The 22,209-nt window shown below is 67.8% G+C and carries 21 protein-coding genes; 9 read left to right on the top strand and 12 right to left on the bottom strand.

Annotated features, from left to right (window positions below; translation table 11 throughout):
* Positions 1–33: 33 nt before the first annotated feature.
* From EV645_RS01190 to EV645_RS01165, 6 genes are all read left to right on the top strand, one after another.
* Positions 34–1,257 (top strand): MFS transporter, encoded by a 1,224-nt coding sequence (locus EV645_RS01190; protein ID WP_157996984.1) that lies wholly within the window; start codon positions 34–36, stop codon positions 1,255–1,257.
* A 328-nt stretch (positions 1,258–1,585) separates the two neighbouring features.
* A complete protein-coding gene (locus tag EV645_RS01185; protein WP_242000133.1) occupies positions 1,586–3,250 on the top strand; it encodes an ABC transporter ATP-binding protein in 1,665 nt (554 codons plus the stop codon).
* Positions 3,247–5,130 (top strand): ABC transporter ATP-binding protein, encoded by a 1,884-nt coding sequence (locus EV645_RS01180; protein WP_130438814.1) that lies wholly within the window; start codon positions 3,247–3,249, stop codon positions 5,128–5,130. Before EV645_RS01185 ends, EV645_RS01180 begins: the two co-directional genes overlap by 4 nt.
* A 156-nt stretch (positions 5,131–5,286) precedes the next feature.
* Complete coding sequence (locus EV645_RS01175) at positions 5,287–5,775, top strand: DUF1269 domain-containing protein (RefSeq protein ID WP_130438812.1); 489 nt, start codon at positions 5,287–5,289, stop codon at positions 5,773–5,775.
* A gap of 118 nt (positions 5,776–5,893) precedes the next feature.
* Positions 5,894–7,906, top strand: coding sequence for a golvesin C-terminal-like domain-containing protein (locus EV645_RS01170; RefSeq protein ID WP_130438810.1), 2,013 nt, complete (start codon positions 5,894–5,896; stop codon positions 7,904–7,906).
* 31 nt (positions 7,907–7,937) lie between these two features.
* Complete coding sequence (locus tag EV645_RS01165) at positions 7,938–9,089, top strand: AAA family ATPase (protein ID WP_130438808.1); 1,152 nt, start codon at positions 7,938–7,940, stop codon at positions 9,087–9,089.
* A 2-nt stretch (positions 9,090–9,091) separates the two neighbouring features.
* On the opposite strand, the gene EV645_RS01160 is transcribed toward EV645_RS01165, so the two are convergent.
* The 10 genes from EV645_RS01160 to EV645_RS01115 form a co-directional block, all read right to left on the bottom strand.
* Complete coding sequence (locus EV645_RS01160) at positions 9,092–9,928, bottom strand: DMT family protein (RefSeq protein ID WP_130438806.1); 837 nt, start codon at positions 9,926–9,928, stop codon at positions 9,092–9,094.
* Positions 9,929–10,651, bottom strand: coding sequence for a CDP-alcohol phosphatidyltransferase family protein (locus tag EV645_RS01155; protein ID WP_130438804.1), 723 nt, complete (start codon positions 10,649–10,651; stop codon positions 9,929–9,931).
* A gap of 228 nt (positions 10,652–10,879) precedes the next feature.
* Positions 10,880–11,320 (bottom strand): nitroreductase family deazaflavin-dependent oxidoreductase, encoded by a 441-nt coding sequence (locus EV645_RS01150; protein ID WP_130438802.1) that lies wholly within the window; start codon positions 11,318–11,320, stop codon positions 10,880–10,882.
* A 29-nt stretch (positions 11,321–11,349) separates the two neighbouring features.
* On the bottom strand, positions 11,350–11,799 hold the full coding sequence (locus EV645_RS01145) for an SRPBCC domain-containing protein (RefSeq protein WP_130438800.1): 450 nt from the start codon (positions 11,797–11,799) through the stop codon (positions 11,350–11,352).
* A gap of 13 nt (positions 11,800–11,812) precedes the next feature.
* Positions 11,813–12,274, bottom strand: coding sequence for a hypothetical protein (locus tag EV645_RS01140; protein ID WP_242000132.1), 462 nt, complete (start codon positions 12,272–12,274; stop codon positions 11,813–11,815).
* A 36-nt stretch (positions 12,275–12,310) separates the two neighbouring features.
* A complete protein-coding gene (locus EV645_RS01135) occupies positions 12,311–13,405 on the bottom strand; it encodes a PP2C family protein-serine/threonine phosphatase (RefSeq protein WP_130438798.1) in 1,095 nt (364 codons plus the stop codon).
* A 63-nt stretch (positions 13,406–13,468) separates the two neighbouring features.
* Positions 13,469–14,296, bottom strand: a complete 828-nt coding sequence (locus EV645_RS01130; RefSeq protein ID WP_130438796.1) for an Fpg/Nei family DNA glycosylase — start codon at positions 14,294–14,296, stop codon at positions 13,469–13,471.
* Positions 14,297–14,473: 177 nt separating this feature from the next.
* Positions 14,474–14,941: a ribose-5-phosphate isomerase gene (locus EV645_RS01125; RefSeq protein ID WP_130438794.1), complete on the bottom strand. Its 468-nt coding sequence runs from the start codon at positions 14,939–14,941 to the stop codon at positions 14,474–14,476.
* Positions 14,942–14,957: 16 nt separating this feature from the next.
* Positions 14,958–15,737 carry a class A beta-lactamase-related serine hydrolase gene (locus tag EV645_RS01120; RefSeq protein WP_242000131.1) on the bottom strand — a complete coding sequence of 260 codons (780 nt, stop codon included), beginning with the start codon at positions 15,735–15,737 and terminating at the stop codon, positions 14,958–14,960.
* Positions 15,738–15,803: 66 nt separating this feature from the next.
* Complete coding sequence (locus tag EV645_RS01115; RefSeq protein ID WP_198681405.1) at positions 15,804–16,400, bottom strand: mycothiol-dependent nitroreductase Rv2466c family protein; 597 nt, start codon at positions 16,398–16,400, stop codon at positions 15,804–15,806.
* Positions 16,401–16,511: 111 nt separating this feature from the next.
* Between EV645_RS01115 and pepN the strand changes: the two genes are divergently transcribed.
* Both pepN and EV645_RS01105 read left to right on the top strand, forming a co-directional pair.
* Positions 16,512–19,085, top strand: coding sequence for an aminopeptidase N (gene pepN, locus EV645_RS01110; RefSeq protein ID WP_130438790.1), 2,574 nt, complete (start codon positions 16,512–16,514; stop codon positions 19,083–19,085).
* Positions 19,086–19,162: 77 nt separating this feature from the next.
* Complete coding sequence (locus EV645_RS01105) at positions 19,163–19,693, top strand: hypothetical protein (RefSeq protein ID WP_130438788.1); 531 nt, start codon at positions 19,163–19,165, stop codon at positions 19,691–19,693.
* On the opposite strand, the gene EV645_RS01100 is transcribed toward EV645_RS01105, so the two are convergent.
* Positions 19,690–20,682: an aldo/keto reductase gene (locus tag EV645_RS01100; RefSeq protein WP_130438786.1), complete on the bottom strand. Its 993-nt coding sequence runs from the start codon at positions 20,680–20,682 to the stop codon at positions 19,690–19,692. The two genes, EV645_RS01105 and EV645_RS01100, sit on opposite strands and share 4 nt — an antisense overlap.
* Before the next feature lie 252 nt (positions 20,683–20,934).
* Between EV645_RS01100 and EV645_RS01095 the strand changes: the two genes are divergently transcribed.
* Positions 20,935–21,639, top strand: a complete 705-nt coding sequence (locus EV645_RS01095) for a hypothetical protein (RefSeq protein WP_130438784.1) — start codon at positions 20,935–20,937, stop codon at positions 21,637–21,639.
* Here EV645_RS01095 and EV645_RS01090 read toward each other — a convergent pair.
* The gene (locus tag EV645_RS01090) at positions 21,628–22,206 is read right to left on the bottom strand and encodes a GNAT family N-acetyltransferase (protein WP_130438782.1); all 579 of its coding nucleotides are present in this window, start codon (positions 22,204–22,206) and stop codon (positions 21,628–21,630) included. The genes EV645_RS01095 and EV645_RS01090 overlap by 12 nt on opposite strands.
* Between the last annotated feature and the right edge of the window lie 3 nt (positions 22,207–22,209).

The raw sequence follows: 22,209 nt of genomic DNA, 5'->3' as shown, positions 1-22,209 counted from the left end.
CGAATGACTCTCCTGAGTGACAGGTTCACAGGTATGGCATGGGTCGTTAACGGCGAGTTCAGGAAGCTATGGATCGGACAGCTGGTGTCTGCATCCGGCAGTGCGGTCACCACTGTCGCGCTTCCGTTGGTGGCGGTCGTGACTCTGCAGGCATCCGCTGTGCAGATGGGTGCGCTGTCCGCGGTGTCGATTGCGCCCCACCTGCTGTTCGGGCTGCTGGCGGGTGTCTGGGTGGACAGGTGGTCGCGACGGCGTGTGCTGATCTGGACCGATGTCGGACGCCTCCTACTGCTCGGCTCCGTGCCGGTTGCGGCGGCCCTAGATTCGCTGCGGATCGAGCAGTTGTACATCGTCGCCGTACTGACCGGAGTGCTCACGTTGCTGTCCGACACCGCGTCCCAGACGATGATCCCGTTGCTGGTTCCACGTGAGGACCTGATCCGCGCAAACAGTGCCGCCCTGCTGAACTTGAACCTTGCCTCGACCGTCGGCCCGTCCGTCGCAGGTCTCCTGGTGCAGGTCCTCACGGCCCCGTTCGCGATCGCCATCGACGCCGCGTCGTACGTCGTGTCCACAATCGCGGCGTACCTGATCCGCGAGCCGGACCGCCCGCCCGTGCGACCCCGCTCCGAGGTGCGGCTGTCGGCAGGTCTGCGTGTGCTCTTCGGTCACCGGATGCTCAGGCCACTGGTTCTCTCCGCGGGCATTGCGGCCCTGGCCGGATCTCTGCAAGGACCACTGATCGTCCTGTTCCTCATCCGTGAGCTGCACCGCTCGCCCGCGTTCGTAGGACTCACGCTGACCGCCTTCGGCGCCGCTGCGGTAGTGGGGACGCTGGTAGCCGGTCCGTGGTGCCGGCGGGTCGGCATCGGCCGCTCGTACCTGTCCGGCTGCGTCCTTGCCTCGCTCAACGGTGCTCTGCTCTTCACGGGCCGTACGCCGCTGATCCTCCTCGGCCAGGTGCTCGCGGGCCTCGGGATGTCGCTGTTCGGCGTACCTCAGCGCACGCTGCGCCAGGCGCTGGCTCCTGCCCACCTCCTGGGCCAGGTCACGGCCTCCTGGCGCACCCTGGTCATCGGCGGCCAGGCGGCGGGCGCGGCCGCCTCAGGGGTCCTGGCCACCGCTCTCCACATCCGCCCCACCCTCCTGATCGCCACCGCGGGCATGCTCGCGGGAACCCTGGTCGCCTTCTTCTCGCCGCTGCGCGGACTGCGCGAGTTGCCCGAAGAGGAAACGGCGGGGCGATCGATGGCCTAGCACTGATTACGAATCGCGATAGGTCCGGACAAGCCTCCCGCGTGGGGCCGGGACGGGTTATTGCGTCCGGTGGTTATTCATCGACGGGGAATGGAATTGGCAGGACAAGCGCTTACCTACTAGGCGATACTGGAAAGTGCGCCGTTTTCAGGTCGCTCAAACCCCTTGTGAACCGAAGTAGATGGGAAGTGCGCCCGTCCAGATGCCGTCAGAGCACACTGTCCAAGCGCCGTCGATCGCTGCCCCTACCACCCGTGCCCCAGAGCGCAGCCGCAACCTCTGGCGGCTACGTCCATACCTGAAGCCACACCGCTGGCGCCTAGCGGTGATGTTCTCCACCGCCATGCTCGGCGTCGGCGTCAGCCTCGCAGTACCGCTGGTCACCCGAGCCATCATCGATGGTCCGGTGACCCGTCGTGAGCTGAGCATGCTGGTCCCGCTCGCGCTGCTGGCCCTCGGGCTCAGCATCTCCGAAGTCATCTTGGTGTGGATGCGCCGCTGGGCGCAATCCCGAACGGTCAGCGACTTGGAGGCAACGCTCCGGCACGACCTGTACGTCCGGCTCCAGTCACTGCCGATGGAGTTCCACACCCGCTGGCAGAGCGGTCAGCTGCTCTCCCGCGTCACCACCGACCTGTCCACGATCCGCCGGTTCATGGGCTTCGGTCTGCTGTTCCTGGTGATGAACATCCTGCAGTTGATCGTCGTCACCATCCTGCTGCTCCAGCTGTACTGGCCGCTCGGTCTCGTGGTCCTGGTGGCCGCTGTACCGGTCGTGATGGTGTCGCTGAAGTTCGAGAAGAAGTACCTGCGGATCTCCCGCAAGGTCCAGGACCAGCAGGGTGACCTGGCCACCCGGATCGAGGAGTCGGCGCTCGGCTTCCGGGTGATCAAGGCGTTCGGCCGGCGGCCGCACGTCCAGCGTCAGTTCGACGAAGAAGCGACCACGCTGTACGACACCGAGGTCGCGAAGGTCCGGCTCGCGTCCCGGTTCTGGAGCTTCCTCGGCGTCATCCCGAACCTGACCCTGGTGATCGTGCTGCTGCTCGGCGCGCTCGCTGTCGGCCGGGAGGCCATCACCCTCGGCACCCTGGTCGCGTTCATCACGCTGATGCTGTCGCTGGTCTGGCCGATCACCTCGCTCGGCGCGATCCTGGCGATGGCGCAGGAGTCGATGACGGCGGCGGACCGGATCAGCGAGATCCTGGACACCTATTCGGTGATCAAGTCCGGCCCGGAAACGCTCACCAACTCGCACGGCCACCTGCGTTTCGAGCACGTCGGGTTCCGGTTCTCCGACGACTCGACCGAGGTGCTGCACGACATCAACCTCGACCTGACCCCTGGTACGACGCTCGCACTGGTCGGCGCCACCGGGTCCGGCAAGACCACTCTGACCGCACTGGTCCCCCGGCTGTACGACGTGACCGCCGGACGGATCACCATCGACGGGCACGACATCCGGGACCTGTCCCTGGTGTCACTGCGGACCGCGGTCGCGTCCGCGTTCGACGACCCGACGCTGTTCTCGATGAGCGTCCGGGAGAACCTGACGCTCGGCCGTCCGGATGCCAGCGAGGCCGACGTTCAGCAGGCGCTCGAGGTTGCCCAGGCGCAGTTCGCCAACGACCTGCCGTGGGGTCTGGAGACCCGCGTCGGTGAGCAGGGCATGTCGCTGTCGGGCGGTCAGAGGCAGCGGCTCGCACTGGCACGCGCAGTGCTCGCCAAGCCTGCGGTACTGGTGCTGGACGACACACTGTCCGCTCTCGACGTCCACACCGAGGCTCTGGTCGAGGAAGCACTGCAGAACGTGCTCGCCGACACCACCGGCATCGTGGTCGCGCACCGCGCGTCGACGGTGATGCTGGCCGACAAGGTCGCACTGCTGCAGGGCGGCACAATCACCCACGTCGGAACCCATCACGAGCTACTCGCGACGGTGCCGGAGTACCGGCACCTGCTCGCGGCCGAGGAAGAGGAGGTGCACGCATGACGACGACCCAGCAAACACCTCCTCAGGCCTCGAGTAACGAGCCGAAGAACGACCGGCAGCCGACGGAGCAGAAGTGGCGGGGCGTCTTCGAGGACGACCCCGACAGGGAGCTGTCGCGGGCGACGACCATCCGGCTGAAGGAGGACTCCCGCAAGCTGCTCGGGGAGCTGCTCCGGCCGTACCAGAAGCTGATCTGGCTGCTGGTGGTGATCGTCATCATCGAGAACGGCGCGCGGCTCGCCGTGCCGTACCTGGTGCACCTGGGCATCGACAACGGCATCCCGCCGATCCTCGCCGGCAAGGGCTCGGGGCAGCTGATCACGATCGTGATCGCCGTGCTGGTGTCGGCGTTGCTGCAGGCGTGGGCCCGGCAGATCTTCCTGATGCGGTCCGGCCGGCTCGGTCAGACCATTCTGCTCGGGCTGCGGAAGCGGGTGTTCGACCACTTCCAGCGGCTGAGCCCGGCGTTCCACGACAAGTTCACGTCCGGCCGGGTCATCTCCCGGCTGACGTCGGACGTGCAGGTGATCGACGAGATGCTGGCCAGCGGGTTCGACGGTCTGGTCACCGCCGCGCTGACCCTGGTCGGTACGGCGATCATCCTGCTCACGCTGGACGTCAAGCTCGGGCTGCTCGCGTTGCTGTCGTTCCCGATCCTGCTGGTCCTGACGGCGTGGTTCCGGAAGCGGTCCGCCATCGTCTACCGGCAGACGCGTGAAGCTGTCGTGCTCGTCATCGTGCACTTCGTCGAGTCGATGACCGGCATCCGCGCGGTCCAGGCGTTCCGCCGGGAGCCGCGCAACGAGGAGATCTTCCACGGTGTCAACGACCGGTACCGGAAGGCGAACCTCGAGGCGTTCCGGCTGAACGCGGTCTTCATGCCGGCGATCAAGGGCGTCGGCAACATCACGATCGTCGCGATCCTGGCGTACGGCGGTTACCAGGCGTACCACGGGCACGTGACGGTCGGCGTACTGACGGCGTTCCTGCTCTACCTGCGGCAGTTCTTCGAGCCGCTGCAGGACATCACGCAGTTCTACAACACGTTCCTGTCCGCCTCGGCGGCACTGGAGAAGCTGTCCGGGGTGCTGAACGAGACCCCGGACGTTCCGGAGCCGATCAAGCCGGCCAAGCCGGGCAAGGCGCGTGGCCACCTGGAACTGCGGAACGTGCGGTTCGAGTACGTCGACGGCGTACCCGTGCTGCCCGGTCTGCAGCTGGACGTGCCGGCGGGTCAGACGCTGGCCCTGGTCGGTACGACGGGCGCCGGCAAGACCACGATCGCCAAACTGGTCGCACGGTTCTACGACCCGACCAGCGGGCACCTGTTGCTCGACGGTGTGGACCTGCGCGACCTGTCCGAGGACGACCTGCGCGAGCGGGTGGTCATGGTGACCCAGGAGAACTTCCTGTTCACCGGCTCGGTCGCCGACAACATCCGCTTCGGTAAGCCCGACGCGACGATGGAGGAGGTCGTCGAGGCCGCCAAGGTGATCGGCGCGCACGACTTCATCACCGCACTGCCGAACGGGTACGAGACCCCGGTGGAGAAGCGCGGTTCCCGGCTGTCCGCCGGACAGCGCCAACTGGTCGCGTTCGCGCGGGCATTCCTGGCCAACCCCGCCGTACTGATCCTGGACGAGGCGACGTCCAGCCTGGACATCCCCAGCGAACGCCTCATCCAGCGGGCTCTGAAGACGATCCTGGCCGACCGTACGGCGATCGTCATCGCCCACCGGCTGTCCACCGTCGAGACCGCGGACCGGGTGCTGGTGCTGGAGCACGGGCGGATCATCGAGGACGGCGCACCTGACGACCTCGTCACCCGGGACGGCCACTACGCCGGGCTGCACCAGGCCTGGGAAGAGTCCCTGGCCTGACCGTCTGACTGTCTGACTGTCTGTGATCGCGGGCGCGTGGGTTCATCAACCCACGCGCCCGTTGCGTTTCGCGGATTCACCCCAGCGGGGTGACGTTGCCGTGCCTTCCAGCCGACACCATGTGATGACCGGCAGTGAAACGGCAAGGAGTGCACCATGACCGCCTTTACGGTGTGGAAGTTCGACAGCCCCGACGGAGCCGAGCACGCCGCTACAGTGCTCAAAGGTTGCGAGAAGGACGGGCTGGTGAAGATCGTCGACCATGCGGTCGTCTCGTGGCCCGAAGGCGCCTCGCATCCGACCACCAAGCAGGCACACGAAGAGACCTGGCGCGGAACCGGGTGGGGCGCCTTGTGGGGCGTTCTCCTCGGCGCCCTCTTCTTCGTGCCGGTGATCGGCGGCGTGGCCGGCGCCGCGATCGGCGCGATCGCCAAGACGACCGAGAAATCCGGCATCACCAAGGAGCAGCTGCACAAGATCCGCACCGAGGTGACACCGGGAAGCTCGGCACTGTTCGTGGTCACCGAGCAGGGCGATCTCGACCGGGTCGGCGAGCGCTTCCACGGCATGCACAGCAAGCTCATCGACACCAACCTCACCGAGGCCGAGCGCGACGAGCTGTACGAGACCTTCGGCGGCCGGTGACACCCGCCGCCGCCATCACCCGATCTTCTTTCTCCGAGGAGTAATACCTATTAGCGTCTAGCGCCTCCGTGAACCGAGCGGGTACGGTCCTGCCACCTTCCGTCGTGAGGAGAGTGGCATGCCGATCAGTCGTCGTACGTTGAATCTCGGGATCGCGGCCGGGGCGGCCGCGGCCGCGTTGCCGACGTCCGCCAACGCCGTCGTACCGCAAGGTGGTGGCAGGCGTGGACACCATCAGCCGGCTGCGCCGGTCTTCGGAGAGACAACACTGTGGGACAACACCGTCGACCCGTTGGCCAGTTACTTCGTCTACGGGCTGATCGCGACGCGCAACGACACCCTCATCGCGTGCTGTGAGGGCCGGCACGAGGTGTGCGACGCCGGACCGCACGATCTGCTCATCCGGCGCAGTACGGACGGCGGACTGACGTGGCTGCCGACGCAGACCGTCGAGGCGTCAGTGAACGGTGAGAGCTGGGCCAACCCGACATTTGTTGCCGACGGCCACACCGGCGAGGTCTTCCTGTTCTACAACCTCTGCGCGCGGCTGCCGGAGAACACCAGTTGCTCGTCCGACACCGGCATCGTGCACTATCGCTCCAGCACCGACAACGGCGCTACGTGGGGCGAGCGGCACAGTCTGGACGGTCTGTTCGACAGCTTCCCGTTCAACTGGGAGATGCACGGTCCTGGCCCCGGGCACGGCATCCAGTTGAAGTCCGGCCGGTTGCTGCTCACCGTGTCGCACCGGACGATCATCACCGGCGTACCCACGGCAGACCGCAACTACGGCGCCTCCACCGTCTACAGCGACGACCACGGTCGCACCTGGAAGGCCGGTGGCGAGGTACCGCTCGGGACTGGGCTGCCGACGGTTGGCGAGGCCAGAGTGCTTCAGCGCGCGGACGGCTCCATCGTGATGAACAGTCGGCCGGGCTCCGGGAACGACTGGCCGCGGGACTTCGCCATCAGCACCGACGAGGGTCTGAGTTGGTCGCGTGCGGTGATGGACTTCAGTGTGGGCCTGTTCAACGGCTGTGACATGGGCTTCCACCGGTACACAGACGACGCCAATCGGGTGCTGCTCAGTCGTCCTGACTCGCCGATGCGCTGGAACATGACGGTCGCAGTCAGCTACGACGAGGGCAAGTCGTTCCGCTACAGCCGATCGATCAGCCCGATCCGTGGGTACTACTCCGACCTCGCCCGCCTGTCCGACGGCACAATCGTCCTGCTGTATGGGTGCGACGGCGACATCGACAGCAGTCCGCGCCGCGTGGCGGTCGCCCGCTTCAACCTGGAGTGGCTGACCCAAGGACGCGACAGTCTGGCCACCGGGCCGGGTCTGTCCACGTCGTCGTACCCGATGAACTACCCGCGGCTGCCAGCCGGCGCTGTCGGCGCGTACGTCGACCAGGCGATCCACGTGGACCGCGACGACACGTACGAGCTGTGGCTGCGCTACTACCGCTCTGCTGACGGCGGACTGGTCACGGTGACTGTCGACGGGGAAGCCCCGCGGGTCAGTGCACTCGACCTGACCTCGTTCCGCGGCGAGGGCTACGACATGGTGCTGCTCGACCGGCGCCAGCTCACCGCAGGGCGGCACTCCATCCGCTTCACCTTGGCCGGTGCAGGCCGAGGCGGCGGTACGGCGGTGGCACTCGAGCAACTGACCCTCGTCAAGGCGCCGGCGACCCCGGACGTCCGCGAGGAGATCACCGTCGACAACGGCGGGCTCGGCTTCGAGACGGTCGGGACGTGGGCCAGCGGGCGCAGCCTCCTCGGGTATTACGGGTTCAACTACCTCACCCACGCGAAGGGCACCGGCGCCAACCTGGCTCGTTTCCGCCCGGCCATCCCCGGCACGGGACAGTACGAGCTCCTCACGTCGTACACCGCTGATCCGAACCGCGCTTCGAACGCGCCGTACGTCGTACATCACGCGGGCGGCACTACGACGGTGACTGTCAACCAGCGCGTCCGCGGCGTACCGGATCCGCGGACTGGTGAGTGGGTGTCGCTCGGCACGTTCACGTTCAACGCCGGCCTGGACAGCTATGTCGAGCTGAGCGACAACGCCGACGGCTACGTGATCGCCGACGCCGTCCGCTGGCGCCGCCTGCCGTAGGACTGTCGGGGGCCGCCGGTACGTTGGCCGCATGTTGACGACGCTGGCCGTGGAGAACTACCGGTCCCTGCGGCGGATCGTCATGCCCCTGGGCGGACTGAACGTGGTGACCGGAGCGAACGGGTCGGGCAAGTCCAGCCTGTACCGGGCGCTCCGGTTGCTTGCCGATGCCTCGCGCAACGGCGCCATCGCTGCCCTGGCACGCGAAGGCGGACTCCAGTCGACGCTGTGGGCCGGGCCGGAGCATGTCCGCAAAGACCGGCCGGTCCAGGGCACCGTCCGGACCGGCCCGGTGACGCTGCGGATGGGGTTTGCGGGCGACGACTACGGCTATCTGATGGATCTCGGCCTGCCCGTTCCCAACGGCTCGCAGTTCGATCTGGACCCCGAGATCAAGCGGGAAGCGTTGTGGGCCGGGCCGTTCCTCCGACCGGCTGCTCTGCTGGTCGATCGGAGCAATCGTGAGGCGCGGATCCGCTCGTCCGGTGGCGAGTGGGAACGCGCGGGACATCAGCTCCAGACATTCGACAGCATGCTGAGCGAGTTCGCGGATCCAGAACGCGCGCCGGAGCTCATGCTGGTGCGGGACCGGCTGCGAGGTTGGCGGTTCTACGACCACTTCCGCACCGACGCCGACGCACCCGCACGGCGAGTGCAGATCGGGACGCGGACCGCCGTCCTGTCCCAGGACGGCGGGGATGTTGCGGCCGCCCTGCAGACGATCCGTGAGCTCGGCCCGAACGGCGCACTCGACGAGGCCATCGAGCTGGGCTTCCCCGGCAGCCGGGTCGACGTCGTGAACACCGCCGGTCGCTTCGAGGTCGCGTTCCGCCAGCACGGTCTGCTCCGGCCGCTGTCCGGCGCCGAGCTCTCCGACGGCACGCTCCGGTATCTCCTGTGGGTCGCTGCCCTACTGACCCCGAGACCACCAGAACTCCTGGTCCTCAACGAGCCCGAGACCAGCCTGCACCCCGACCTACTGCCGGCCCTGGCAAACCTCGTGGTCACCGCGGCGAAGGAGGCGCAGGTCATCGTGGTCACCCATTCGCGCCCGTTCATCGCCTCCTTGCAGGCCCTGTCCCCCGACCTGCACACGATCGAGCTGGTCAAGGACCGCGGCGCCACCACCATCGCCGGCCAAGGCCCGCTCGACGAGCCGCCTTGGAAATGGCCGTCGCGCTGAGCTCAGTGCTTGACCGACTCGAAGCGGACCAGGACCACGGAGCCGGCCGCGGAGAGGGCGAAGCCGATGATCGCCGCCGGCCACCAACCTGCGCGTACGGCGTCGTCGAGGACGAAGACTCCGACGGCGGCCGGGGTGATGGTCTGCAGGGCGATCATCGGCGTCGTTGCCAACGTCACCGAACCGCGCTGCAGCGCCAACGAGTACAGGATGAAAGCGAGCGCTCCACTGATCGGGAGCGTGTAGAGCGTCGGGCTGTGGAACAGCTCGGAGACGGAACCGTCCTGCAGCAGACGGGCCGAGATGGCAACTCCGGCGTACCCGAGACCGGCCAGCATTCCTAGCAGGGCGGTCGATACACCGTGCTGCGATCGGCTGGCGGTGGCGCCGAGTACGGCGATCGTGACGAGGCCGACGATGATGCCGATCGTGAGGCCGTGATGCTGCACGTTCGCGCCGGCGTCGCCCGCTGACACCGCGAGCAGACCGAGGCCGACGACAACGCCCGCCACCGCCGACCATTCGAGCGCGCTGAGTTGATCCGACATCAGCCGGGTCGCGAGTAGTGCGGTGACGACGAGGCTGACCGCGATGCCGGCCTGCGCCAGGTACAACGGCAGCAGGCGAAGCGCGACGAAATGCAGGCCGAAGCCGGCCAGGTTCAGCGCGAGCGCGCCGAGGAATGCAGGCTGCTTGAGCAACGCGACGACGAACGCGCCGAACCGTCGCGGATTCAGCTCCGACTCGGTCGGCACCTTGCGCGAACCGACCGCCTGCATGATCGCGCCGACACCGAACAGCGCCGCGGCCCCCAGAGCCGCGCCAAGACCGAGAACCATCTACGCGACAGCCTTACGGCGCCACGTCAGATACAGACTCAGGACGCCGTAATACACCAAGTACGACAGCGAGACCCCGACCACGATCGCGTTCGGGTTCGGCATCTGCGCCAGGAGGACGGCGTACGACGCGAGCCAGATCGCGGTCGTCAGCAGGTTCACCGAGCGGAACGCCTTCGTCCGCGACGGGTACACGTACTTCACCGGGATGAAGACGAGGATCGAGCAGACGACCAGGATGATGCCGGTGGTGACCGGGCTGAGGCTGAGCACCACGACGTAGAACGCGACCACGTTCCAGTAGCTGGGGAAGCCGAGGAAGAAGTGGTCCTCTGTCTTCGCGTCGACCCGGCAGAACTGGTAGCTGGAGGCAAGCAACGGCAACGCGCCGAGGACCGCGCCCCAGGTGCCGGACGGCAGGTAGCCGCCGGTCCACAACAAGACGATCGGGGCGAACGCGTAGGTCAGGTAGTCGACGATGTTGTCGAGCATCGCGCCGTCGAACCACGGGATGGTCTCCTTCACCCGCAGCCGGCGCGCGAGCATCCCGTCCGTGCCGTCGATCACGAGGGTCGCCAGCCCGAGCCAGAGGGCGCGGACCGCGTCGCCGTCGATGGCGGCGATCACGATCAGCAACGCGAGCACCGTTCCGCTCGCGGTATAGGCATGCAGTGCAAGTCCGGCCAGACGCAACCGCGTCGACCCGACGAACGGTTCCTGCACCGCGTCGTGTGTGGTCAGGACGACTCCCAGAACTCAAGCGACCCTCGATCGGCGCCTGAGCGCCGGGCCGGGTCGAAGTGAACCCGGCCGTCGCCAGCGTCTCACAAGCCTGGTCCCGCCCCAGTCACCGACCGTCATCCGGAGCGAGATCTTTGCAAGGACTTAGGCCCTCTCTGGTGATCCAGCGCCGTAGCGCCCCGCAGTAGGCGATGGGTCACCAGAGAGGGCCTACTCGACCGGGTCCAGGACGAACAGCGGGATCTTCCGGGTGGTCTTGGTCTGGTATTCGGCATACGGCGGGTAGGCGTCGACGGCGCGCGGCCACCACTCGTCGTACTCGGCGCCCTCGATCTCGCGGGCGACGTACTCCTTGGTGGTCTCACCGTCCTGCAGGGTGAGCTTCGGGTCGGCCTTCAAGTTGTAGTACCAGACGGGATTCTTCGGCGCACCGCCCAGCGAGGCGACGGCGGCGTACACACCGTCGTGCTCCACCCGCATCAGCGGGACCTTCCGGATCTTGCCGGACTTGGCGCCGCGCATCGTCAGCAGCACCACGCGCATCCCCTTGATGTCGACCGCAGCGGTGGTGCCGGCCTCGGTGACCTTCTCCACCTGGTCGCGGACCCAACCGGTCGGGCTGGGCGCGTAGTCGTCGTTGTTCGATGTCATGTCACCAATCGTAAGGTGACACATCACCATTACCAACTGCCGCGTGTCGCCCAGGCGGTCAGCAGGCCGAGGGAGTTCTCCCAGGCCTGCGAGGACTGGTCGGCGTGCTCGGACTGCTGTTCCGGCGTCAGGTCCAGGCGGTCGAAGCCGGACTCGACGACGAGCAGGCGGGTGCCTTCACCTTCCGGGGTGAGGGTGAATTCGACCAGGTTCGCGTTGCCCGGCGCGGGATCGACGTCCGGCGCGACGGCGTACCGGTAGGCGAAGCGGCGACCGGGTTCGACCTTCTCGACGAAGCCGCGGAACTGCCCGTGTTCGTCCCAGCGCAGCGCCAGCCGCCCGCCCGGCCGTAGGTCGATCTCCGCGCCGCCGAACGCGTACCACCGGGCGAGACCCGCGGGCTGCGTGACCGCGGCCCACACCTCCTCCGGGCGAGCCTCGACGTACACCTCACGCTCCACGCTGTCCATGACGTCCATGGCGTCCATCCTGTCAAACGGCGCAGGACCGGAGCTGGGTCGCGGTGGCGATCGTGGCCTCGATCCAGCGGCGGCGGAGGAAGTGCGCCTTCGCCAGCCGGTGCACGCCGTCGAGTACGACGAGCCGGCCGCGGTACGCGACCAGGTTGATCGGGAAGTCGAGGTCCGCGTCCATCACCCGCTGGTAGTGGGCACGGAAGTTCATCGGCGTCTCCGCGACCTGGTTCGGCGTGACCCGGAACCGTTCGCCGTCGAGCTGCCACAGCGGCAGGTCGAACATCCAGACCAGGTCGGCGATCTCGACCGGCTCGACTTTCAGCTCGAGCTCCCACAGCTTCGCCAACTGCCAGCGGTACGGCGGGAACACCTCCCGCAACGCCTCCGGCATCATCGCGACCAGCTCTTCGAACGAGACGTCGGGCGCGACCCGGTCCGCCCCGGCACCGAAGGTGTCGCCCAGCCCATCGATCGTCACGACCGAGCAGGCTACGCCATCGGCAGGCCGCCGCTCTCAGCCGTGCGCCGTCCGGTGGATGATCACGATCGCCGAGTCGTCGCCCGGTCCGCCGGCGGTCGCGACCAGGTCGGCGGCGCCGCCCAGGAATCCCTGCGCCACCAGGCGTTCCGCGTGGCCGGTGAGGCGGTCCGTACCGCGGCCGATGTCCCGCCGCGGCGTCTCGACCATGCCGTCGCTGTACAGGAACAAGGCGTCCCCGGGCCGCAGTTGCCCGTGGTTCGCCTTGAAGTCCGGGGACTCCATCAACCCGAGCAACGGCCCGTCCGCGTCCCGCGTCTGCCAGCGCCCCGACCACGCGTCGAACTGGATCGCCGGCGGATGCCCCGCCGTGCGTACGTCGAAGTCCCCGGTCCGCAGGTTGAGTACGACGTGGACCACGGTCGCAAAGTCGTCGTCCCAGTCCTGCCGGCGGATGTACTGGTTCGCCGACGGCAGGAACTCCGCCTCCGGTACGACGCCCAGCAGCCCGCCGAACGCACCGGACAACAGCAGCGCCCGCGTCCCGGCGTCGATTCCCTTGCCCGAGACATCGACCAGCGCCACCTCGAGGAAGTCGCCATGCATCGTCGACACCACGAAGTCACCGGAGAACGTCGACCCGCCGGCGGACTGGATCGCCACCTCGACCTGCCAGCCCGACGGCAGCGTCGGCATCTCCCCCTGCGCCGTGAGCGTGTCCCGCAGCTCCATCAGCATCGACTCGCTCCGGGTGCCGGCCACACCGAGCCGGCTGCGCACCTTGGCGCTGGTGATCATGATCCAGCCGACGATCACCAGCACCAGCACGAAGCCGATCCGCGGCAGGGTCACGCCGCGGGACAGTACGACGTACGAACCGAACGCCGCCGTGATCCCGGTCAGGGCGACGAGTTCGCCGAAGCGCAGCAGAACGCCGCCGACAACGAGCGGGATGATCAGGAACGACGCCGGCACGAAGGTCATCCAGGCGTAGCTGGCGCTCGCGATCACCAGCTGCATCAGCGACAGGGCAACGAACGCCAGCCGGTGGGACCGACGGGCACGACGGCCCAGCGCTTCGACCCGGCGGCCGATGCGTCGTACCAGCGCGAGACCGCCGTTCTTCCTCATGGTGTGAAGAAGATAACGGCACCACTCGGTCCGCGCATCAATTCGCAACACAACCGATGGGTTTCAGCTCTTGCGGGTGAGTCCGGTCCGCTGACATTTGGGACACCAGAAAAGGTTGCGGCCGGCCAGGATCTTGGTCCGGATCACCGACTGGCAGACGAAGCAGTGCTGCCCCTGCCGCCGGTAGACGTAGACCTCGCCACCATGATCATCCTTGCGTGGGTCACGGCCCATCGCCTCCGGTGTGTGGTCGTCGGCAACGGTGTCGATCCGGCCGGTCTCGACGCCGTACTTCATCAGCGCGAGCAGGTCGTCCCACATGCCCTGCCACTCGCGCTTCTTGACCACGTTGCCCGGCGTCATCGGGTTCAGCTTGGCCCGGAACAGCACCTCGGCGCGGTAGACGTTGCCGACACCGCTCAACACGTCCTGGTTCATCAGCAGCTGCCCGATCGGCAGCTTGCTGCGGTGGATCCGCTTCCAGGCGAGGTCCGGGTCGGCGTCGTCGCGCAGCGGGTCCGGTCCGAGCCGGCCGAGCAGCTTGTCGCGTTCCTCGCCGGTGATGACCTCGCAGACGGTCGCACCGCGCAGATCGGCGTACGCCGTGGCGTTCTGCAGCCTGAGCCGTACCTGACCGACCGGCTCGGGCACCGGGGCCGGGCGGATGTCCATCTTGCCGATCAGGCCGAGGTGGATGTGCAACCAGCCGGCACCCTCGAAGTCGGCCAGGAAGTGCTTGCCGTGGGCCTCGGTCTGCCGCAGGACATGTCCGTTGAGCAGTGCGGCGCCGTCGACGAACCGGCCCTGCGGGCTGGACGCCTGGACGAGGCGGCCGCCGAACGCGTCCCAGACGTCGTTCGCCAGGCGGTGCAGGGTGTGACCTTCAGGCATGATTCCTCGTATGGGGACGACAGGTGGTTCTGGTGCAGCCAGGGGCGGACGCGCGGCGCCGCCCACTCCGGCCGTGGTCGGCACCGGCCGGTCGATGCGGGCCCGGGACGTTTCCCGGCCGCGTCGAGAGATAGAACGCCGGCCGGCACCGCAAAAGTCCGAGAACGATCACGACGATCAGGGCAAGGGCGGGAGCTCACCGGTCGACTCGTAGTCCGACAGCATGTCGATCCGGCGGGTGTGGCGTGCCTCACCGGAGTAGTCGGTTGCCAGGAACGTGTCGATGAACCCGGTCGCCTCCTCCTCCGAGTGCATCCGGCCGCCGACGCTGATCACGTTGGCGTTGTTGTGCTCCCGTCCGAGGCGTGCGGTCTCGGTGCTCCAGGCCAGCACGGCCCGGACCCCCTTCACCTTGTTCGCGGCGATCTGCTCACCGTTGCCGGAACCACCGATCACGACGCCCAGGCTGCCCGGGTCGTCGACGACGGCCTGTCCGGTCCGCAGGCAGAACGGCGGGTAGTCGTCCACGGCGTCGTACACCGCCGGACCGTGGTCCACGACGTCGTGCCCGGCAGCAGTCAGGTGCTCTACCAGGTGGTTCTTCAGCTCGAAGCCGGCATGGTCGCAGCCGATGTGCACTCGCATGGCGAGCAATCTACTGTCAGCCCGCCTGTGCCCGGACGCCACCCGGCACTGTCAGCCCTGCGGTCAACTGGGTCACTGCGGCATAGGCCTGTTCGTAGTGCGTGCCGCTCGGATGCAGGGTGAAGACCGCGACGATGGTCCGATCGTCCACGCCGACTGTCCCGGTGGTGTGCAGTGCGTCGCTGACCAGGTCCAGAGTGGACTCCGGCTTCGCGCGGTCCGACTGGTAGCCGCTAGACCCCTGGAACCCGGACCAGCCCTGTTTGATGCTGAAGTCCGAGTCGAACACGGAGGCGATCCCGAAGTACTGGTCGAAGCCGTCGGTGCCGTACCGGGTCGGCCGGTGCAGCTGGTCCATCACGTACGCCCGGACCGGCTGCGGAGCCTGGTCCAGGATGTAGCGATAGATCCGGACCGTGTCGGCGGCGGTGATGGCGACGTACCCCCAGAAGCCCGGGTGGGTGGCGGGCGGTCCGGCCGTATGCGTCAGGCCGAGCCGCTCCACCATCCGCTCCACGATCGCTGCGCCGCCGAGCTCGTCCCAGTAGTAGCTGGCCGCGTCGTCGTCACTGCTGCGCAGCATGACCTCCAGCCGCTCCCGGTCCGCCGCCGGGACGTCGTACTGCGGGCCGCGGTCCCAGAGGAAGTCCAGCACGATCAGCAGCTTCACCACGGATGCCGACCGGAACTGGTGGTCGGCATTCAACTGCTGGACGAGCTGTCCGGTGTGACGGTCGAACATAGCGATCCCGGCGGTCACATCTGGAGGTACGGCGGTCATCTGGAACCTACTCACCACTTGGCGGACTTCTTGGTGAGCAACTTTCACCGCCCAGGCCGTTCGATAGCAAGCCCTGAATCGTCAGTCGAAGATCGGACCGCGGTCCCGGGTGCGCTTGATCTCGAAGAAGCCCTCCGTGCCGGCGACGAGCCGGACGCCGTCCCAGAGCTTGCCGGCCGCCTCGCCCTTGGGCGCCGGCGTCACGACCGGTCCGAAGAACGCGGTGCCCTCGACCGCGATGACCGGCGTACCGACGTCCATGCCGACCAGGTCCATGCCGGCGTGGTGCGACTTCTTCAGCGCGTCGTCGTACTTGTCGGTGTCGGCCGCTTCGAGCAGCGACGCGGGCAGGCCGACCTCCTCGAGCGCCTCGGCCAGTACGGCGTCGTCCTTGCCGCCACGACCTTCGTTGTGGATCCGGCGGCCGAGCGCGGTGTAGAGCGGCAGCAGTACTTCGTTGCCGTGCGCCTGCTCGGCGGCGATCAGCACCCGGACCCGGCCGATCAGACGCTGCCAGTTCTCGTCGTGCTCCATCCGCTCTTCGTTCAGGACGGCGAGGCTCATCACGTGCCAGGTCGTCTTCACATCCCGGACCTGCTCGACCTCGAGCATCCAGCGAGATGTCATCCAGGCCCAGGGGCAGGCCGGGTCGAACCAGAAATCTGCAGAGGCAGTCATATTCCCCATCATACAAAGTTGAAGGACACCAGATCTCGTCTCGGTATCCAATACCCAATATCGCGGGGAAACCCTCGGCGAACCTGAGAACCAGGTGCATAGGATGCCGATATGCCTGGAACCAACCTGACGCGCGACGAAGCGCGTTCCCGTGCGGGCGTGGTCAGTGACGTGACCTACGCGATCGAGCTCGACCTGACCGGTGCCCCGAGCGGCGCCCCCACGTTCCCGTCCGTGACCGCCGTCACCTTCACCGCCACCGCCGGCGCGAGCACCTTCGCCGACCTGATCGCGGACAAGGTCCGCTCGGTGACCCTGAACGGCGTCGCCCTCGACCCGGACGTGGTGTACGACGGCGCACGCATCCAGCTCGACGGGCTGGCGGAGCGCAACGAGCTGACCGTGGTCGCGGACTGCCTGTACTCCCGCACCGGTGAAGGGCTGCACCGCTCGGTCGACCCGGCCGACAAGGAGACCTACCTCTACACGCAGTTCGAGGTGCCGGACGCCCGCCGGGTGTTCACCACCTTCGAGCAGCCCGATCTCAAGGCGCCGTTCACCTTCACCGTCTCCGCACCGGCCCGCTGGGTGGTCATCTCGAACGCTCCGACGCCGGAGCCCACGACGTACTCCGGTGAGAACGGCGAGGAGCTGGCCCGCTGGGAGTTCCCGCCGACGGAGCGGATCTCGACGTACATCACCGCTGTGGTCGCAGGTCCGTACCACGTGGTGACGGACGCATACGAGGGTCCGAACGGGACGTATCCGTTGTCGCTGCTGTGCCGTCCGTCGCTGAAGGAGGCGCTGGACGTCGAGGACCTGTTCGAGGTCACCAAGCAGGGCTTCGCGCTGTTCGAGGAGGCGTTCGGGACGCCGTACCCGTTCCACAAGTACGACCAGGCCTTCGTGCCGGAGTACAACATGGGCGCGATGGAGAACGCAGGCTGCGTGACTCTGCGGGACGAGTACCTGTTCCGCAGCCGGACGACGCACGCGGAGCTGGAGTCCCGCGCCAACACCGTGCTGCACGAGCTGGCGCACATGTGGTTCGGCGACCTGGTCACGATGACCTGGTGGGACGACCTGTGGCTGAACGAGTCGTTCGCCGAGTGGGCCAGCCACTGGGCCCAGGTGGTCGCGACGACGAAGTACTCCGACGCCTGGACGACGTTCTGCAACGCCCGGAAGAACTGGGCGTACCGGCAGGACCAGCTGCCCTCGACGCACCCGATCGCGGCCGACATGATCGACTTCCACGCGGTCGAGGTGAACTTCGACGGCATCACCTACGCCAAGGGTGCGTCGACGCTGCGCCAGCTGGTCGCCTTCGTCGGTGAGGACACGTTCGTCACCGCGCTGAAGGAGTACTTCCACGACCACGCTTTCGGCAACACCGAGCTGACCGACCTGCTGAAGCCGCTGGAGAAGGCGTCCGGGCGCGACCTGGACGACTGGACCGAGCGCTGGCTGCGGACCGCCGGTGTGAACACGCTGCGCGCCGACTTCACCGTCGACGACGCTGGGGCTTTCACCTCCTTCGCCATCGAGCAGAGCGCGACGGAGAAGTTCCCGGTACTGCGTCCGCACCGGCTCGCGGTCGGGCTGTACCGGCGTACCGACGAGGGCCTGGTGCGGACCGAGCGGTTCGAGGTGGACATCGACGGCGCCCGCACCGAGCTGCCCGAGCTCACCGGTGCGACCCAGCCGGACCTGGTGCTGCTGAACGACGACGACCTGACCTACGCGAAGATCCGGCTCGACGAGCGCTCCCGGGCCACGCTGGTGGAGTCGATCGACCAGCTGACCGAGTCGTTGCCGAGGGCACTCGCCTGGGGCTCGGCCTGGGACATGACCCGCGACGCCGAGATGCCGGCCAGCCAGTACGTCGGCATCGTCCTGCGCGGCATCCGGGCCGAGAGCGACCTCACCGGCGTCCGCTCGCTGCTCGCCCAGGCGAACAGCGCCGTCAACCAGTACGCCGCCCCGCAGAACCGGCCCGCCCTCCGGGCCCAGCTCGAGGAGGCACTGGCCGGACTGGTCGCCGACGCCGAGCCGGGCAGCGACCACCAACTGGCCTTCGTCCGGGCGTACAGCTCGGCAGTGTTCTCGGCGGCCGGTGCCGACCGGATCGCCGGCTGGCTGGACGGTCGCGACCTGCCGGAAGGCCTGGCTGTCGACACCGACCTGCGCTGGACGCTGATTGTGGCACTGGCCCGCCTCGGCAAGATCGGTGCGGACGAGATCGACGACGAGCTCACCCGCGACACCACGATCACCGGTCAGGAGCGGGCCGCGCAGGCCCGTGCCGCGCGGCCGACCGCCGAGGCGAAGGAAGAGGCCTGGCGGATCGCAGTGGAGTCCGAGGACACCCCGAACGAGACGCAGTTCCGGACCATCCTCGGCTTCCAGCAGCCCGGTCAGGAGGATCTGCTCCGGCCGTACGTCGACAAGTACCTGACCGCTGCCAAGGACGTGTACACCCGACTCGGCTCGTCGATGGGCGAGAACGTGCTGGTGTACCTGTCGCCGCGCCACCTGGCCGACCAGGCCGCACTGGACGCGCTGACCGGCTGGCTGGCCGCGGAGTCGTCGGCGGTCGACGCTCCGACGCTCCGGTACGTCACCGAGGCACAGGCGGACCTGACCCGCGCGATCGCCGCGCAGGCCACGGACACCGTCGCCTGACCTCCCGCGACACTGCCGGTCTCACCAGGAGATCGGCAGTGTCGCGTTGGACCTTTGCGTGCGGTAAGACTGGGTTGGTGCCCGCCTCCGACCCCGCCTTGGCCGGTGCGGCAGCTGTTGCGCTGACCGGACTCGCAGAGGCGTACAGACCCCGCCCAGTCACTCCCCTGATGCCCTGGCGGTACTCCAACCGCCTGGTGAAGCCGTACATCATCACCGCCCGCGGACGGCAGTGGGACGACCACATGGTCGACGGGGCCCGCAGCGCCGCAACCCGCCAGCTCGAGTTCGACGACGCGATGGGGGCGATCGGGCTCGGCGTCGTCGTACTGCACCTGGGCGACGACGGGATCTACCTGGTCGTGCAGAGCTGGGCGAAGGACTTCCAGTCCCGCCTGAGCATTTTCAGCGGCATGGAAGTGGACGACCTCCGCCCTGCCCCGCTCGGCGCTGCCCCGTGCGTCTGGGAGCTAGAGGTCCTCAGCCACGAGCGCGCGTCGTACGTGCGGCACATCCTCTCGGCCGACGTCGACATCGACGCCTGGCTGGACGACGCCATCGACACCCGCCCGAAGGCGAAGTACGACGGCATCCCGTCCGGCACCTAGTTCTGGCCGGCTGCGTTCAGGCGGTCGCGTTGCTCGGGCGTGAGCTCGAGGTCGGCGGCTGCGAGGGTCTCGTCGAGCTGGGCGACAGATGAGGCGCCTACCAGCGGGATGATCGGGATATCGCCGCCCATCAGCCACGACAGGACTACCTGGTTCGCGGTGGCGCCGGTCTGCTGTACGACGTCGTCCAGCGCGATCTTGCGAGCCTTCGTGCCGGCGTGGTCGTACAGCTCGTCCAGCGGCCTGTCAGCTCGGACGTAGCCGCCGCTGAGGAGTGGTGTGTACGCCACCAGCGTCAGGCCAGGCTCTTGGCGCAGATAGCTCAGCAACTGCCCGTCGGTGACGCCGATGCTGCCGTCGCGCGAGCGGAGACCGCCCTGGTCGGTGCGGGCGCGGAAGTACGTGTGGTGATGCTGCAGCACCTCACAGCCCGGCAGACCGGCTGCAGCGGCCATTGCCCTCGCCCGCTCGATCTGCCAGCTCCAGTAGTTGCTCAGCCCGAGCAGACCGATCGTCCCGTCCGCAGCCAGCGCCCCGAACGTCTCGACCTGCTCCTCCAGCGGTACGGCGGGATCGGGCACGTGGGCGTAGTACACGTCGACGTGGTCGCGCCCGAGGTTCTCCAGGCTCCGGGCCAGGGACTCCTTGATCACCTGAGCCGACAGGCCTTCGAGGTGCTCGCTCAAGGCGTTGGCGGGCTGCGGCGGGCGTCCGCCCACCTTGGTCGCGATCGTGAGCTCGTCCGCGATGCCGCGGCTCCGCAGCCACCGGCCGAGCAGCTGCTCGCTCTCGCCGCCCTGGGTCCCGTTGACCCAGAACGCGTAGTTGTTGGCCGTGTCGACGAACGTTCCGCCCGCCTCGACGTACCGGTCCAGAATCGCGTACGACGTCGCCTCGTCGGTCGCCGTACCCATGAGCATCGCCCCGAGGGCGATCTGGCTCACCCGGCGCTGTCGCGCGGGGTCATTTCCGATGGTCAGATAACGCATAGCAGGAGCGAATCAGCTGGAGTGCGGTCTAGGTCAACACATTGCGCTACCGGACCGTCCAACCCCGCTCGGTAAGGGTCAAACGATTGCTCGTCGGCAGATCGTGAGGAGTCGTGCGCGGTGCGCGATTCCCTTGCAGGGAAAGAGATTCTCGCCACCTGAAAGAGGCTCATTTATTCGGTCGTTCGGTTTAAGCTGCACCGGACTATCCATCCACGGAGGTCCGGGTTTTCTTGGGGAGGGGCCCTTGCCGTGACTCGCGTCGATCACCGTAAGCCGCCCGCTCGGGTTGCACGCAAACAACAGAAGACCGCTGCCAGGCGGAGTACGCCGGCAGCAGGCCCGCGGAAGGCACAGCGTTCGCACAGCGCCATCGGCGCGGGTGTCGTGGCCGCGGCGGCGATGGCCGCGATCTTCGGGTTCATCCTGACCCGGGGAACCTCCGACGACCCGCCCGCCGACGGGCTGCGGCTGGGATCGGGCACCGACACCGGCGCCGCCGCACCGCAGGTTCCGACCGAGAGTGCGAGTGGGAGCGCCTCGAAGGCGGATCGGCAGCCCCCGGCCTCCACGGCGGCGCCGAAGGCCAAGGCGCAGAAGACGACGCCGGAGGTGAACACCGGGCCGGTCTCGCCGAAGTTCAAGCGCGGCCAGTGGATCGTCATGATCGACAAGTACCCGACCGACGTCGGTATGCCTGCGGACCAGAGTGCGAAGAACACTGCAGCCACGCTCACCCGGGCCGGGATCCCGGCGAAGGCGATGCTGGTCAACGGGCAGTACCCGGGGCTGACCAACAGCAGCTCGATGACGCCGGTCATCAACACCTGGATCGTCTACCTCGGCCCGGGTTCCTCCTCGACACAGGTGCTCAACCTGTGCCTGGATCCGCGCACACAGGCGGCGTACCCGAGCCCGGCCTGCCCGACTTACGAGCCGGCAGTTTCAGCCGGCTGAGGAGACCACGTCGGTGCCCAGCCGGGCGTGCAGGTGCGAGTCGTGCCGCTTACCGGTCGGTTCGACGTAGTAGTCGCGCATCACGCCCTCCAGCTGGAAGCCGGCGCGGAGCGCGACGTGGCATGACCCCTCGTTGACCAGCGAGTGGTCGAGTGAGATGCGGTGCAGTCCCAGTCCGTCGGCTGCGAAGCCCCAGGTCGCGGCAGCATCGAGTGCGCGCGCACCGAGCCGGCGGCCGCGGGCCAGCGGGCTGACCCAGTACGCCGCGACGGCCTGGTCCGGGATGCGGTGAACGTCCCGCAGCGACACGTTGCCGAGCACCTGGTCCGTGGCGGCGTCCGCGATCGCGAAGATGGCGCTACCGCGGCTCCAGCCGTCGATGCGTGGCTCCAGCCACCTGCGGGCGCGCTGCTCGGCTGGTGCGCGGATGACCGCCGTACCAGCGGTCCAGCGAAGGATGCCGGGGTCACGCAATGCCTCGGCCACTGCAGCCTCGTCAGATGCGACGAAAGGACGCAGTACGACGTCGCCCAGCTCGATACGGCGGGGCTGCAGGGCCGGTGCCACGTG

It is taken from the genome of Kribbella rubisoli, from assembly GCF_004217145.1.
Lineage (GTDB): Bacteria > Actinomycetota > Actinomycetes > Propionibacteriales > Kribbellaceae > Kribbella > Kribbella rubisoli.
Note: the sequence above shows the minus strand (reverse complement) of the source record. Positions and strands in the feature narration are given on the sequence as shown.

Coding starts and splice junctions, on each gene's coding strand:
- EV645_RS01190 (WP_157996984.1), top strand. CDS start 34: ATGGCATGGGTCGTTAACGGCGAGTTCAGGAAGCTATGGATCGGACAG.
- EV645_RS01185 (WP_242000133.1), top strand. CDS start 1,586: ATGTTCTCCACCGCCATGCTCGGCGTCGGCGTCAGCCTCGCAGTACCG.
- EV645_RS01180 (WP_130438814.1), top strand. CDS start 3,247: ATGACGACGACCCAGCAAACACCTCCTCAGGCCTCGAGTAACGAGCCG.
- EV645_RS01175 (WP_130438812.1), top strand. CDS start 5,287: ATGACCGCCTTTACGGTGTGGAAGTTCGACAGCCCCGACGGAGCCGAG.
- EV645_RS01170 (WP_130438810.1), top strand. CDS start 5,894: ATGCCGATCAGTCGTCGTACGTTGAATCTCGGGATCGCGGCCGGGGCG.
- EV645_RS01165 (WP_130438808.1), top strand. CDS start 7,938: ATGTTGACGACGCTGGCCGTGGAGAACTACCGGTCCCTGCGGCGGATC.
- EV645_RS01160 (WP_130438806.1), bottom strand. CDS start 9,928: ATGGTTCTCGGTCTTGGCGCGGCTCTGGGGGCCGCGGCGCTGTTCGGT.
- EV645_RS01150 (WP_130438802.1), bottom strand. CDS start 11,320: ATGACATCGAACAACGACGACTACGCGCCCAGCCCGACCGGTTGGGTC.
- EV645_RS01145 (WP_130438800.1), bottom strand. CDS start 11,799: ATGGACGTCATGGACAGCGTGGAGCGTGAGGTGTACGTCGAGGCTCGC.
- EV645_RS01135 (WP_130438798.1), bottom strand. CDS start 13,405: ATGAGGAAGAACGGCGGTCTCGCGCTGGTACGACGCATCGGCCGCCGG.
- EV645_RS01130 (WP_130438796.1), bottom strand. CDS start 14,296: ATGCCTGAAGGTCACACCCTGCACCGCCTGGCGAACGACGTCTGGGAC.
- EV645_RS01125 (WP_130438794.1), bottom strand. CDS start 14,941: ATGCGAGTGCACATCGGCTGCGACCATGCCGGCTTCGAGCTGAAGAAC.
- EV645_RS01115 (WP_198681405.1), bottom strand. CDS start 16,400: ATGACTGCCTCTGCAGATTTCTGGTTCGACCCGGCCTGCCCCTGGGCC.
- pepN (WP_130438790.1), top strand. CDS start 16,512: ATGCCTGGAACCAACCTGACGCGCGACGAAGCGCGTTCCCGTGCGGGC.
- EV645_RS01100 (WP_130438786.1), bottom strand. CDS start 20,682: ATGCGTTATCTGACCATCGGAAATGACCCCGCGCGACAGCGCCGGGTG.